The organism is Xanthobacter lutulentifluminis (assembly GCF_043194675.2).
Taxonomy (GTDB): domain Bacteria; phylum Pseudomonadota; class Alphaproteobacteria; order Rhizobiales; family Xanthobacteraceae; genus Xanthobacter.
Genome location: NZ_CM195525.1, coordinates 1,249,568 through 1,261,682, shown reverse-complemented (window position 1 = coordinate 1,261,682; position 12,115 = coordinate 1,249,568). Strand labels below are relative to the sequence as shown.

Here is a 12,115-nt window from a genome sequence, read left to right as displayed (position 1 = left end):
GGAGCTCCTGCATAGGCCCCGGCGCCGACGGAGGAAAGGGCGGATGCGCGCGCCTATTTCCCGTCCAGCCGGCGTGAGAAGACGACGCGCGGCTCCTCAGCGTAGCCCACGGCGGCGTAGAAGCCGCGCACCTGCTCGTTGTCGGGCCGCACCAGCAGCATCAGCTTGGGGACGGCCCGCGCGCGCAGCCAGTCCTCGGCGGCGGTGAGGAGCGCGCGGCCGAGGCCCCGGCCCCGCTGGTCCTGCGCCACCGCGAGGTAATAGACCCAGCCGCGGTGCCCGTCGTGCCCCACCATCACCGAGCCGGCGAGCGCGGTGCCCTGCCGCGCCACCAGGATGGTGGAATGGGGACCACGCCGGGCCAGCGCGATGTCGGCGTGGGGATCGTTCCACGGCCGGGTCAGGCCCGCCTCTTCCCACAGGGCGGCGAGGGCGGGGGTGTCGGCATCCTCGGCATGGCCGAGGGTGATGCCGGCGGGCAGGGCGGTAGACGCGGTCATGCGGGCATCTCGGATGAAGGAGCGGCGGGACGGGGCGCGGCGGCCCGGGCGAGACGGTCGGCGATGGCCTCGCCCAGCCCCGTGCGGGGCAGCGGCACCACCGCGATGGACGGAACGCCGGAGGCATCAAGGCTGCGCAGGGCGCCATAGAGCCGGGCGGCGGCTTCGGTGAGGTCGCCGGCGGGGCTGAGATCGAGGACCTGCGCGGCGGAGCCGGCGCCGGGCGGGCGGGCGCCGGCGAAGGTCAGGAGCGCCTCGCCGGGCGCGACCTCGCGCGCCTCCAGCCGCAGCAGCGCGCGCGGCGCGTAATGGGAGGCGAGCCGGCCTGGGGCGGCGGGGCGGGCATCGTCGAAGGCGGCGGGGCGGGCGAGGGGACGGCCCAGCGCCGCCTCGATCGCCTCCCGCGCAAGGCCGCCCGGCCGCAACAGCACGGGGTCCGGGCCGGTGAGGTCGAGGATGGTGGATTCCACGCCGACCGCCGTCGGCCCCCCGTCCAGCACGGCGTCGATGCGGCCGGCGAGGTCTTCCATCACATGGGCGGCGGTGGTGGGCGAGACATGGCCCGAGCGGTTGGCGCTGGGGGCCACGATGGGTCGCCCCGCGGCGGCGAGGAGGGCGCGGGCGACGGGCTCGGACGGCACCCGGATCGCCACGGTGTCGAGGCCGGCGCGGGCGAGGTCGCACACCGCCGGGCTGTCGGCAAAGGGCACCACGAGAGTGAGCGGCCCCGGCCAGAACCGGGCGGCGATGGCGCGGGCGCGGGCATCGAACCGGCCGATCCGCGCGGCGGCGTCGAGGTCGGTCACATGGGCGATGAGCGGGTTGAACGCCGGGCGTCCTTTCGCAGCGTAGAGCCGCGCCACGGCATCCGGGTTCCCCGCGTCGGCGCCGAGGCCGTAGACCGTCTCGGTGGGAAAGGCGACGAGGCCGCCCGTCACCAGCATCTTCGCCGCCGTGGCGATGGCTGCGGACGCGTCGGCAGGGAGCAGGCGCGTGGCCGGAGCAGCGGGCGACGGGGCGGGCGAAAGTGGCGAGGTCATGGTGTCGAAATCCGTGCCTCCAACCAATGACTGAGGCACGCCCCTTGACGAAGCAGGCCGCCAGCGCCGATGTGGTGGGCCGGCCGGCGGGGTGCTTAGAGCGCGCCCGCCGACGGCGGTCAAGCGCCCGCCCGGCTCGCGGCCCAAGGCACAGGCCCGCGCGCCCCGGAACGGGCCAACGGGAGAGGTCTGATGAGCTATCGCGCGCCGGTGGAAGAGGTCTCCTATTTTCTCAAGACCTGCACGACCCTGCCCCGCCTGATGGAGCAGGGGCTTGTGGACCTCTCGTTCGACGTGGTCGATCCGGTGCTGGAGGAGGCCGGCAAGTTCGCCGCCTCGGTCATCGCGCCGCTCGACCGCACCGCCGACAAGCAGGGCTGTTCCGCGAAGGATGGCGTGGTCACCACGCCGGAGGGCTGGCGCGGCGCCTATGAGGCGTGGACCGCCGCCGGCTGGAGCTCGGTGGCGGCCGAGGAGGAGTTCGGCGGCCAGCATCTGCCCACCTCCATCACCTCCGCGCTGACCGAGTTCTGGAACTCCGCCTCGCCCTCGTTCGGCATCGGCGGCGTGCTCACCATGGGCGCCATCGAGGCCCTCACCGCCCACGGCGCGCCCGAGCTGCAGCACACCTATTTGCCGAAGATGGTGGCCGGCACCTGGACCGGCACCATGAACCTCACCGAGCCGCAGGCCGGCTCCGACCTCGCCGTGCTGCGCGCCAAGGCGGTGAAGCAGGACGACGGCACCTATCGCATCTTCGGCACCAAGATCTTCATCTCCTACGGCGAGCACGACCTCGCAGAGAACATCGTCCACCTGGTGCTCGCCCGCCTGCCCGACGCGCCGGCCGGCACCCGCGGCATCTCCCTGTTCGTGGTGCCGAAGTTCCTGGTGAACGCCGATGGCTCGCTGGGCGCGCGCAACGACGTGGTCTGCGCCGGCATCGAGCACAAGCTCGGCCTGCACGGCTCGCCCACCTGCACCATGGTGTTCGGCGAGACCGGCGAGGGCGCCATCGGCTACCTCGTGGGCGAGGAGAACCGTGGCCTCGCCTGCATGTTCACCATGATGAACAACGCCCGCCTCGCGGTCGGCATCCAGGGCGTGGCGGTGGCCGAGCGCGCCACCCAGCGCGCCTTCGCCTATGCCAAGGAGCGCCGGCAGGGCAAGGCGCCGGGCGTGGAGGGCTCCGCCCCCATCATCGCCCATCCCGACGTCAAGCGCATGCTGCTGACCATGCGCGCGGAGACCGATGCCGCCCGTGCCCTGTGCCTTCGCACCGCCGACGCCCTCGACCGCTCCCACCGGCTGGCCGATCCCATCGCCCGCGCCGCCGCCTTCGCCGAGGCGAGCCTGCTGACCCCGGTGGCCAAGGCCTTCTCCACCGACATCGGCATCGAGGTGGCCTCCACCGGCGTGCAGGTGCATGGCGGCATGGGCTATGTGGAGGAGACGGGCGCCGCCCAGCACCTGCGCGATGCCCGGATCTTCGCCATCTACGAGGGCACCAACGGCATCCAGGCGATCGATCTCGTCACCCGCAAGCTGCCGCAGGAGGGCGGCGACGTGGTGAACGCGGTGATCGCCGATTACCGCGAGATCGCCGACGAAGTGGCGGCGCTCAACGCGCCGGAGTTCGGACACGCCGGCGTGCGCCTCGGCGAGGCGGTGGATGCCCTCGCCCGCGCCACCACCAAGATGCTGGACTGGCTGCCCGAGCAGCAGGCCAAGGCGCTTGCCGGGGCGACCCCCTACCTGCGCCTGTTCGCCCGCGCGGCGGGTGGCGCCTATCTCGCCAAGGTGGCGCTCGCCGCCCATCTGGAGCGTTCGGCAGGCGGGACCGACCCGCGCCTTGCGGCCCGCATCGCCATTGCCCGCTTCTTCGCCGAGAACCTCGCCACCGAGGCCAAAGGGCTGGAGGAGGCGGTCACCGGCGGTGCCGGCGGCGTGCTGGAAGCCGAGGCGGTGCTCGACGTCGCCTGACGCATCGCCCCTCCCCGCCGGTCCGCCGCCGGGGAGGGCCCGCCCGCTCAGGGCGCGGTGAACGTGTCGAACACGAAGTCCGGCGCGCTGGTGTTGTGGCGGGACGGCACGAGCCGCCCGGCCCACAGCATGGCCACATCCTGCGCATCGGTGAAGCCGAGCACCGGCGCCTCGCCGATGAGCGCCTTGGCGCCCGCCTGCGGCTGGGTGCGCCACGCCACGCGGGCCACATCGGCGTTGCCCTCGGTGACATACATGGAGCGCAGCGCCGCGAACGGGCCGGGCGGGGTGCCGTCCAGCTCCACGTCGAGGGCGATGCCGTCCCGGTCCACCTTGGCGATCTGCATCCGCGCCTTGCCGCCGCCGGCGAAATAGAGGGTGAATGAGCGGGTCTGCGGCGCGAAGTTGATCTCCTTCAGCCGCACCAGCGGCCGTTCCGCCTGCTCCACCGGGCCCACCAGGAAGGACGAGCCATAGGCCGTGCTGGCGAGATGGGCGGGGGAGAGCGGCCGGGCGCGCCAGTAGCCGTCGGGCGGATAGACCACCAGCACCTCTTCCGCCTTGCCCTCGGCACGCACCCACACCTGGATCATGTGCAGGCCCTGCACCACCTCGCCGCCCACCCGCACCGGCACGGTGGCCGCGCGCCAGAAGCTCGGGAAGATGTAGCCGGTGAGCCAGAGGTCGGGCGATTCGTAGAAGGTGATGCGCCGCGTGGCCGGCGGCGCGGGGGGCTCGGACGGCTTGGCCGGCGTGCCGGCGGCGGCGGGCGGCGGCGGCGCGGCGGGTACGGCGGGCACCACCGGGTCGCCGGACATGTCGCAGGTGTCGAAGTCCGGCTCGGTGCGGTCGAACATGAGCGTGCCGGCATAGGCCGGGTGGCGTGCCGTGATGCGGAAGCGCTGGACCGTGTCGGAGACCAGCTTGAGGGTCACGTTGTCGGTCTCGGCGCAGGTCGCCCCCACGCTCTCGTTGCGGACGGTGACGCCCACCGGCCCGGCCATGGCGGGGGCGGCGAGGAGCGCGCCGAGGGCGAGAGAGCCGAGGGCCAGCGGAAGACGGGTGCGCGGGGCGCAGGCGGGGAAGGCGGACATTGCAGGCTCCGGCGGGAGACGACGCGGCAGGCGCAGAACCATAAGCCCGCACCCGCGCCGAATGAACCCGCGCGGTTCGCTCGCCCACCAAATCGCGCGGGACGGCTGCGCGCCCTCTCGCAATCGCGGGCCGCGATCCCTATATGAGCGCAAGGTGACGCTGCGGCATGGACCGCGCGCAACGGAGGGTACGCACACCATGTCGAGGACCACCGGCCGCCAGCCCCGGGCCAGATCCCGCCGCCGCGCGCTGCTTGCCGCGCTCGCGGTCGCCGGGGCGTTCACGCTGGTCGCCGCCGATCATGCGGAGGCGCGCAAGGCCGGCTCGTTCGGCAGCCGCGGCTCGCGCACCTATACCTCCCCCGCGCCCACCACCACGGCGCCGGGCACCACAGCGCCGGTGCAGCGTTCCACCACGCCCCAGCCCGCCCCCTCCACCGCCGCCCGTCCCAACGCGACGGCGCCTCGCCCTTCCATGTTCGGCTCCGGCTTCGGTGGCGCGCTCATGCGCGGCCTGCTCATCGGCGGTCTCGTCGGCCTGCTGATGGGGCAGGGGCTGGGTGGCCTCGCCGGCCTGTTCGGCCTGCTCCTGCAGATTGCTCTCGTCGTGGGCGTGGTGATGCTGGTGCTGCGCTTCATGCGCCGCCCTCAGCCAGCCGCCGGCGGTGGCGTCCACTGGCGCGACCGCTCCATGACGCCGCGTCCGATGGGCGCCGGCGCCACGGGCCCGGTGCCCGGCGGGTCTGGTCCGGCGCCGCGCGGCTCGGTGCCGCCCTCCGGCTCCGGCCGGCCGCCGGCCGCGCGCGACGAGATCGGCATCGCGCCCGCCGACCTCGACACGTTCGAGCGCATGCTGGGCCAGCTCCAGACCGCCTTCTCCCGCGAGGACCAGGGCGAGCTGCGCGCGCTGACCACGCCGGAGGTGTTCGGCCATCTCTCCGACGAGCTGCGCGAGAATGCCGAGCGCGGCCTGCGCAACGACGTGACCGACGTGAAGCTGCTGCAGGGCGACGTGGCCGAGGCCTGGCGCGAGGGCCCGCGCGACTACGCCACCGTGGCCATGCGCTACGCCAGCCGGGATGTGATGGTGGATCGCGCCAGCGGCCGCGTCGTCTCCGGCGACCAGGGCTCCGGCGGTGAAAGCACGGAGGTGTGGACCTTCGTGCGCGAGCGCGGCGGTCCCTGGCGGCTCAGCGCCATCCAGGGGGCCTGAGGACGGGCGGCGGCCGGGGGCTTCCCGCCGCCACCGCGACGTGGTCTATAGCGGCCCCATGACGAGCGTCATCACCGTCAGCGGCATCGGCAAGACCTACGCGACCGGCCACGTCGCCCTCAAGGATGTGAGCCTCGACATCCAACGCGGCGAGATCTTCGCCCTGCTCGGCCCCAACGGGGCCGGGAAGACGACCCTCATTTCCATCATCTGCGGCCTCGTGAACGCCACCTCCGGCAACGTGAGCGTGGCCGGTCACGACAACGTGCGCGACTACCGGGCCGCGCGTGCCCTGATCGGCCTCGTGCCGCAGGAGCTGACCACCGATTCGTTCGAGAGCGTGTGGGCCACCGTGAGCTTCTCGCGCGGGCTGTTCGGCAAGCCCGCCAGCCCCGCGCACATCGAGAAGGTGCTGCGCAGCCTGTCGCTCTGGGACAAGCGCGACGCCCGCATCATGACGCTTTCGGGCGGCATGAAGCGGCGCGTGCTGATCGCCAAGGCGCTGGCGCACGAGCCGCAGGTGCTGTTCCTCGACGAGCCCTCCGCCGGCGTGGACGTGGAGCTGCGGCGCGACATGTGGCGCCTCGTGCGCGAGCTGCGCGATGCCGGCGTCACCATCATCCTCACCACCCATTACCTGGAAGAGGCCGAGGAGATGGCCGACCGGGTGGGCGTGATCGCCAAGGGCGAGCTGATCCTTGTCGAGGACAAGGCGACGCTGATGAAGAAGCTGGGCAAGAAGCAGCTGACCATCGAGCTCGCCGCCCCGCTCGCGAGCGTGCCGGCGCCCCTCGCGTCCTATGGCCTCGGGCTGTCGGGCGACGGGCAGTGCCTCACCTACAGCTACGTCGCCAACGCCGCCGGCGAGGAGGAGAACGGGCGCTCCATCGCCGGGCTTCTGGCGGCGCTGGCGGCGGAGGGCATCGCCTTCCGCGACATCCACACGGAGCAGAGCTCCCTCGAAGACATCTTCGTGAGCCTCGTGAGGCGCGCGCCGTGAGCGTCAACCTGCAAGCCATCCGCGCCATCTATGTGTTCGAGATGAACCGCACGCGGCGGACCATCGGCCAGAGCATCGTCTCTCCGGTCCTGTCCACCTCGCTTTATTTCGTGGTGTTCGGCTCGGCCATCGGCCCGCGCATGTCGGAGGTGAACGCGGTACCCTACGGCGCCTTCATCGTGCCCGGCCTGATGATGCTGACGCTGCTCACCCAGTCCATCAGCAACGCCGCCTTCGCCATCTATTTCCCGCGCTTCACCGGCACCATCTACGAGCTTTTGTCCGCGCCGGTCTCGCCGTTCGAGATCGTGGCCGGCTATGTGGGGGCGGCGGCGACGAAATCGGTGATGCTGGGGCTCATCATCCTTGGCACCGCGTCGCTGTTCGTGCCGCTGGAGCTGCGCCACCCGGTGTGGATGGTGTCGTTCCTGGTGCTGACGGCGGTCACCTTCTCGCTGTTCGGCTTCATCATCGGCATCTGGGCCGACGGCTTCGAGCGGCTGCAGATGATCCCGCTGCTGGTGGTGACGCCGCTCACCTTCCTCGGCGGCACCTTCTACTCGCTGGACATGCTGCCCCCCGCGTGGCGGGCCATCACCATGTTCAATCCGGTGGTCTATCTGGTCTCCGGCTTCCGCTGGAGCTTCTTCGGCCATTCGGACGTGCGGGTGGAGGTGAGCGTTGCGATGATCTTCGTCTTCCTCCTCGCCTGCCTCTTCATCGTGCGCTGGATGTTCCGCACTGGCTACCGGCTGAAGAGCTGAGCCCCGAAAGGCCTGTCATGTCCGAAGATTTTGCCCGCCCCACCTACAAGGCGTTTACCGAGCGCGCGCCGGATATCTATTCCGGCCTTGCCGCCCTCACCAAGGGCGTGGATGCCGCCGGCCTCGACAAGGGCCTGACCGAGCTCGTCAAGCTGCGCGCCTCGCAGATCAACGGCTGCGCCTTCTGCCTCAAGTTCCACCTCGGCGTCGCCCGCAAGGCCGGCGTGCCGCAGGAGAAGCTGGACCTTCTGGCGGCCTGGCCCGAGGCGCGCGTGTTTTCCGCCCGGGAGAAGGCGGCGCTGGCCTGGACCGAGGAGCTGACGCTGCTCGGCACCGGCGCCGCGTCGGAGGACGCCTGGGATGCGGTGCTGGAGGAGTTTTCCGCGGACGAGGCCCTGTTCCTCACCGTCGCGGTCGCCACCATCAACGCCTGGAACCGGATCGGCATCGCCTTCAATTTCGAGGCGTGAGGGCAGAACGACCTGTCATGGCCGGGACAAGCCCGGCCATGACTGATCAGATGCCGCGAGCGCGGCGCCGTCCCCTCACACTCCGCCGACGCACACGTACTTGATGTTCAGATAGTCGTCGCAGCCGTACTTGGAGCCCTCGCGGCCGACGCCGCTCTCCTTCACGCCGCCGAACGGGGCGACCTCGGTGGTGATGACGCCGGCGTTGATGCCAACCTGCCCGTACTCCAGCCGCTCCGACACCCGGAACGCCCGGCCCAGATCCTTCGTGAAGAAGTAGCAGGCAAGGCCGTATTCGGTGGCGTTGGCGTAGGAGATGGCCTCGTCCTCGGTCTCGAACTTGAAGAGCGGGGCGATGGGGCCGAAGATCTCGTCGCGCGCGAACGCCATGTCCTGGGTCGCGCCGGCGAGCACCGTGGGCTCGAAGAAGGTGCCGCCCAGCTCCGGCTGCTTGCCGCCGGTGAGCACGCTGGCACCCTTGTCGAGCGCGTCCTGCAGAAGGCGGTTCACCTTGGCGAGGGCGCGGTCGTCGATGAGCGGGCCGGCGGAGACGCCCTCCTCCAGGCCGTTGCCCACCTTCAGCTTGCGCGAGGCGGCGGCGAAGCGCTCCGCGAAGGCATCATAGATGCCGGACTGCACATAGAAGCGGTTGGTGCAGACGCAGGTCTGGCCCACGTTGCGATACTTGGAGGCGACCGCCTGCTCCACCGCCAGGTCGAGGTCCGCGTCGTCGAACACCAGGAACGGCGCGTTGCCGCCCAGCTCCATGGAGATCTTCTTCATGGTCTCGGCGGACTGCTTCATCAAAAGCTTGCCCACGGGGGTGGAGCCGGTGAAGGTCACCTTCTTGACGATCGGGTTCGAGGTCATCTCGCCGCCGATGGCGGGGGCATCGCCCAGCACGATGTTGACCACGCCCGCCGGGATGCCCGCCATCTCCGCCAGCACGCCCCAGGCCAGGCCCGAATAGGGCGTCAGCTCGGAGGGCTTGCACACCACGGTGCAGCCGGCCGCCAGCGCCGCGCCGATCTTGCGCGAGAGCATGGAGGAGGGGAAGTTCCACGGCGTGATGGCCGCGCACACGCCCACCGGCTCCTTGGTGACGAGGATGCGGCGGTTGGCCCACGGGGAGGGGATAACGTCGCCATAGATGCGCCGCGCCTCCTCGGCGAACCAGCGCACGTAGGCGGCGGAGGCGCCCACCTCGCCACGCGCCTCGGCCAGCGGCTTGCCCTGCTCGGTGGTGAGCAGGATGGCGAGCTCCTCGGAATTGGCGGCGATCAGGTCCGCCAGCTTGTGCAGCTTGGCGGCGCGCTCGGCGGCGGTGGTGGCGCGCCAGGTCTTGAACGCCTCGCCGGCGGCCTCGATGGCGCGGCGGGTCTCGGCGGCGCCCGCCTTGGGCACGGTGCCGATGAAGGCGCCGGTCGCGGGATTGTGCACGTCGATGGTGGCGCCGCTGTCCGCGTCCACCCAGGCGCCGCCGATCAGCATCTTCTCGCGCAGCAGCGTGAAGCGCGGGGTCTCGGAACGGGCGAGGGGCTGGGGTGCTGCCATGGGGGGGCTCCTTGGGGCAGGGAGTGCGGGCGCCGGACGGCCGGCATCGCCCGCGAGGGATGGACGGTGGAGGTGAAGAGAACCAGCGGCGCCGGATGCGGCGGGGGTCAGCGCACGCAGGTGATGGAATGGAACGGAACGACCTGCTCCTTCTGGCCGGACCCGGCCGCCACCTGGCATCGCAGGTAGTCGCGGCCCACGCTCATGGGGGCGAAGCCGGTGATGGTGTTGCCGCCCACCACCTGGATCACGATGGCCTGGCCATCCTTCTGGCTCACGATGTCGAGCACGGCGGCGCGGAAGTCGTCTTCCTTGAACTGGCATTGCATCGGCGTCCTCCCGGGGATGCCCGGCGCGTCCTTCCGGGGGACCCCGTGGCGCGCTTCCGGCGGCACTATAACGCCACGGAAGAGCACCTTGCCATGCGTGCAGCGCATGGTTTGCGGCACGGCCCCTGCGTACGCGCCGCATTGTATCCCGCCCCCGGCCCGCTGCGACCGCGCGCCGCCGGGACGGGGTTGATCGGCGTCAAGAGCTGACCTCGCGGAACGGCGTATCAAGGGGCGTCTGCCGACGGAGCCTGAATAAAATGCTCAAGGTCGCAATCATCGTCTGGCTCATTCTCAGCGTCACCTTCGCGGGCGCCGCGATCATGGTCGTGCTCGCCATGCCGTCGCTGGCGGGGCAGGACATGCGCCTCATTCCCATCGCCGCGGCCATCGGCGCGGTGGTCGCCATTCCGGCTGCGTTCTACGTGGCCAAGCGCATCCTCTCCGCGACCCGCGCCGGCACCTGAGGCTCACCCCCCCCCCCCCCCGCGCGATGGTGTGCCTGAGGCTCACCCCCGCGCGATGGTGTGGAAGAAGCTGCCGGTGACGGTTCCGCGCCGGCTGCCCGCCGGGCCCAGCGCCCGGCCTTCCGCGTCGGTCAGGTCGGCCAGCGGCGCATCGGCGCCGCGGTCGATGACCGTGGCGTAGTGGAACTCATGCCCGCGCACGCATGCGCCCACCGCGCCGAGGGATGACGGAGCGAGCAGCCGCGCCACGCGATAGCCGAGGTTCATCCGCCGCCGGGCGAAGCTGGTCTCCAGATCGAGGAGGCCGAGCAGCGCGTGGGTGTTGCCCTCCGCGTCGGTGAGGGCGCGCCCGAGCGTCATGTAGCCCCCGCACTCTCCATGCACCGGGCGTGTCTGCGCGAAGGCACGCGTTCCGGCAAGGAAGCGCTGCGCCGCCGCCAGCTGCCCGGCATGCAGCTCGGGATAGCCGCCGGGCAGCCACAGGGCGTCGCAGCCCGGGTCGGGCGCTTCGTCGGCGAGGGGCGAGAACGGCACGATCTCCGCCCCCATCGCGCGCCAGCCGGCCAGCACGTGGCCATAGACGAAGCTGAAGGCGGCATCCTGCGCCAGCGCGATGCGCTGCCCCGGCGGCGGCGGCAGGGCCGTTGCCTCGCCCGGCGCGGGAGAAAGGGCGGCGGCGGCCGCGCGGATGCCGTCGAGGTCGAGGTGGCGCTCGGCGAGATCCGCCAGCGCCGCGAGCCGGGTCGCGAGGTCGTCCGTCTCCCCCGCCTGCACCAGTCCCAGATGGCGTTCCGGCAGCACGATCGCGGCCTCGCGCGGGATGGTCCCCAGCACCGGCACGCCCAGCGGCGCCACCGCCTCGCGGATCATGCGCTCGTGCCGCGCGCTGCCGAGCTTGTTCAGCACGACCCCGGCGATGCGCACCCGCGGATCGTGGCCGATGAAGCCGCGCAGCACCGCCGCCGCGGTCTGCGACTGGCCGGAGACGTCGAGCACCAGCAGCACCGGCAGGCCGAGCCGCGCCGCGATGTCCGCGCCGGCGCCGGTGCGGCCGGGATCGCCCACGACCCCGTCGAACAGGCCCATGGCGCCCTCGCCCACCACGAACTCCGCGCCCGCCGCCGCGCCGTGCGCCAGATGATCCACCAGCGCCGGCGGCATGGCCCAGCTGTCGAGGTTGAGTCCCGGCCGGCCGGTGGCGGCGGCATGGAAGGCGGGGTCGATGTAGTCCGGCCCGGACTTCACCGCCCGCACCGCCACCCCGCGCCGCGCCAGCGCCGCCAGAAGGGCGAGCGTCACCGTGGTCTTGCCCGAGCCCGAGCGCGGCGCGCCGATGAGGAGGCCGTGCGGGACGGGAGGGCCGGCGGGGGTCATGGAATGGCTCCGTGATGCGGCCAGCCTGTCGGCGCAGCGGCGCGCCGATGCCGGGGCGGAGGGCGCACGGCGGGCATGAGCACGGTGCCGGGAGGAAGGCGCGGCGCACGCCGCAGCTTGCCCTGCCGCGATGGTCTGGCGGGGCAGGGGGATGGGATCGGTTCTGCCGCCGCGCGCAGTGGCGTATCCGGTGGGCCGAGCCACGGAGCGACGGAGCGATGACAACGCCCGGCCGTGCGCCGGTCCGGGGCAGGCTGGGACAGGAAAGGCGCGGCGGTCCCGTCGGGGCGTTGCGGCCTCAGCGCCTTGGGAGGCGCACATCCGTGC

Annotated in this window: 12 protein-coding genes; 6 read left to right on the top strand and 6 right to left on the bottom strand. The window is 72.1% G+C overall.

The window, feature by feature from the left end; all coding sequences use genetic code 11:
- Positions 1 to 53 precede the first annotated feature (53 nt).
- Both V5F49_RS05740 and V5F49_RS05735 read right to left on the bottom strand, forming a co-directional pair.
- A complete protein-coding gene (locus V5F49_RS05740; RefSeq protein ID WP_394116048.1) occupies positions 54 to 500 on the bottom strand; it encodes a GNAT family acetyltransferase in 447 nt (148 codons plus the stop codon).
- On the bottom strand, positions 497 to 1,540 hold the full coding sequence (locus V5F49_RS05735) for an L-threonylcarbamoyladenylate synthase (protein WP_394116049.1): 1,044 nt from the start codon (positions 1,538 to 1,540) through the stop codon (positions 497 to 499). The genes V5F49_RS05740 and V5F49_RS05735 overlap by 4 nt, the downstream gene beginning before the upstream one ends.
- Positions 1,541 to 1,732: 192 nt before the next feature.
- Between V5F49_RS05735 and V5F49_RS05730 the strand changes: the two genes are divergently transcribed.
- On the top strand, positions 1,733 to 3,523 hold the full coding sequence (locus V5F49_RS05730) for an acyl-CoA dehydrogenase family protein (RefSeq protein ID WP_394116050.1): 1,791 nt from the start codon (positions 1,733 to 1,735) through the stop codon (positions 3,521 to 3,523).
- A gap of 47 nt (positions 3,524 to 3,570) precedes the next feature.
- Here V5F49_RS05730 and V5F49_RS05725 read toward each other — a convergent pair whose 3' ends face one another.
- Entirely contained in the window at positions 3,571 to 4,617 is a 1,047-nt protein-coding gene (locus V5F49_RS05725) for a hypothetical protein (protein ID WP_394116051.1), read from the bottom strand.
- A 199-nt stretch (positions 4,618 to 4,816) separates the two neighbouring features.
- Here V5F49_RS05725 and V5F49_RS05720 point away from each other — a divergent pair, with 199 nt between their 5' ends.
- The 4 genes from V5F49_RS05720 to V5F49_RS05705 are packed head-to-tail and all read left to right on the top strand — an operon-like array spanning position 4,817 to position 8,064.
- Positions 4,817 to 5,830 (top strand): Tim44 domain-containing protein, encoded by a 1,014-nt coding sequence (locus V5F49_RS05720; protein WP_394116052.1) that lies wholly within the window; start codon positions 4,817 to 4,819, stop codon positions 5,828 to 5,830.
- Between the two features lie 58 nt (positions 5,831 to 5,888).
- Positions 5,889 to 6,830, top strand: a complete 942-nt coding sequence (locus tag V5F49_RS05715) for an ABC transporter ATP-binding protein (RefSeq protein WP_394116053.1) — start codon at positions 5,889 to 5,891, stop codon at positions 6,828 to 6,830.
- A gap of 41 nt (positions 6,831 to 6,871) precedes the next feature.
- Positions 6,872 to 7,594, top strand: a complete 723-nt coding sequence (locus tag V5F49_RS05710) for an ABC transporter permease (RefSeq protein ID WP_509210778.1) — start codon at positions 6,872 to 6,874, stop codon at positions 7,592 to 7,594.
- Between the two features lie 17 nt (positions 7,595 to 7,611).
- Positions 7,612 to 8,064 carry a carboxymuconolactone decarboxylase family protein gene (locus tag V5F49_RS05705; RefSeq protein WP_394116055.1) on the top strand — a complete coding sequence of 151 codons (453 nt, stop codon included), beginning with the start codon at positions 7,612 to 7,614 and terminating at the stop codon, positions 8,062 to 8,064.
- A 75-nt stretch (positions 8,065 to 8,139) separates the two neighbouring features.
- Here the strand turns inward: V5F49_RS05705 and V5F49_RS05700 are convergent, their stop codons facing one another.
- Positions 8,140 to 9,618 carry an NAD-dependent succinate-semialdehyde dehydrogenase gene (locus V5F49_RS05700; protein WP_394116056.1) on the bottom strand — a complete coding sequence of 493 codons (1,479 nt, stop codon included), beginning with the start codon at positions 9,616 to 9,618 and terminating at the stop codon, positions 8,140 to 8,142.
- 107 nt (positions 9,619 to 9,725) lie between these two features.
- Positions 9,726 to 9,947 (bottom strand): hypothetical protein, encoded by a 222-nt coding sequence (locus V5F49_RS05695; protein ID WP_394116057.1) that lies wholly within the window; start codon positions 9,945 to 9,947, stop codon positions 9,726 to 9,728.
- A 260-nt stretch (positions 9,948 to 10,207) separates the two neighbouring features.
- Between V5F49_RS05695 and V5F49_RS05690 the strand changes: the two genes are divergently transcribed.
- Positions 10,208 to 10,414, top strand: coding sequence for a hypothetical protein (locus V5F49_RS05690; protein ID WP_394116058.1), 207 nt, complete (start codon positions 10,208 to 10,210; stop codon positions 10,412 to 10,414).
- 42 nt (positions 10,415 to 10,456) lie between these two features.
- Here the strand turns inward: V5F49_RS05690 and V5F49_RS05685 are convergent, their stop codons facing one another.
- Positions 10,457 to 11,788 (bottom strand): cobyrinic acid a,c-diamide synthase CobB, encoded by a 1,332-nt coding sequence (locus tag V5F49_RS05685; protein ID WP_394116059.1) that lies wholly within the window; start codon positions 11,786 to 11,788, stop codon positions 10,457 to 10,459.
- Between the last annotated feature and the right edge of the window lie 327 nt (positions 11,789 to 12,115).

What these genes read in the sequence shown, in the direction of transcription:
- V5F49_RS05740 (WP_394116048.1), bottom strand. Translation starts at nt 500, where the DNA reads ATGACCGCGTCTACCGCCCTGCCCGCCGGCATCACCCTCGGCCATGCC.
- V5F49_RS05735 (WP_394116049.1), bottom strand. Translation starts at nt 1,540, where the DNA reads ATGACCTCGCCACTTTCGCCCGCCCCGTCGCCCGCTGCTCCGGCCACG.
- V5F49_RS05730 (WP_394116050.1), top strand. Translation starts at nt 1,733, where the DNA reads ATGAGCTATCGCGCGCCGGTGGAAGAGGTCTCCTATTTTCTCAAGACC.
- V5F49_RS05725 (WP_394116051.1), bottom strand. Translation starts at nt 4,617, where the DNA reads ATGTCCGCCTTCCCCGCCTGCGCCCCGCGCACCCGTCTTCCGCTGGCC.
- V5F49_RS05720 (WP_394116052.1), top strand. Translation starts at nt 4,817, where the DNA reads ATGTCGAGGACCACCGGCCGCCAGCCCCGGGCCAGATCCCGCCGCCGC.
- V5F49_RS05715 (WP_394116053.1), top strand. Translation starts at nt 5,889, where the DNA reads ATGACGAGCGTCATCACCGTCAGCGGCATCGGCAAGACCTACGCGACC.
- V5F49_RS05710 (WP_509210778.1), top strand. Translation starts at nt 6,872, where the DNA reads ATGAACCGCACGCGGCGGACCATCGGCCAGAGCATCGTCTCTCCGGTC.
- V5F49_RS05705 (WP_394116055.1), top strand. Translation starts at nt 7,612, where the DNA reads ATGTCCGAAGATTTTGCCCGCCCCACCTACAAGGCGTTTACCGAGCGC.
- V5F49_RS05700 (WP_394116056.1), bottom strand. Translation starts at nt 9,618, where the DNA reads ATGGCAGCACCCCAGCCCCTCGCCCGTTCCGAGACCCCGCGCTTCACG.
- V5F49_RS05695 (WP_394116057.1), bottom strand. Translation starts at nt 9,947, where the DNA reads ATGCAATGCCAGTTCAAGGAAGACGACTTCCGCGCCGCCGTGCTCGAC.
- V5F49_RS05690 (WP_394116058.1), top strand. Translation starts at nt 10,208, where the DNA reads ATGCTCAAGGTCGCAATCATCGTCTGGCTCATTCTCAGCGTCACCTTC.
- V5F49_RS05685 (WP_394116059.1), bottom strand. Translation starts at nt 11,788, where the DNA reads ATGACCCCCGCCGGCCCTCCCGTCCCGCACGGCCTCCTCATCGGCGCG.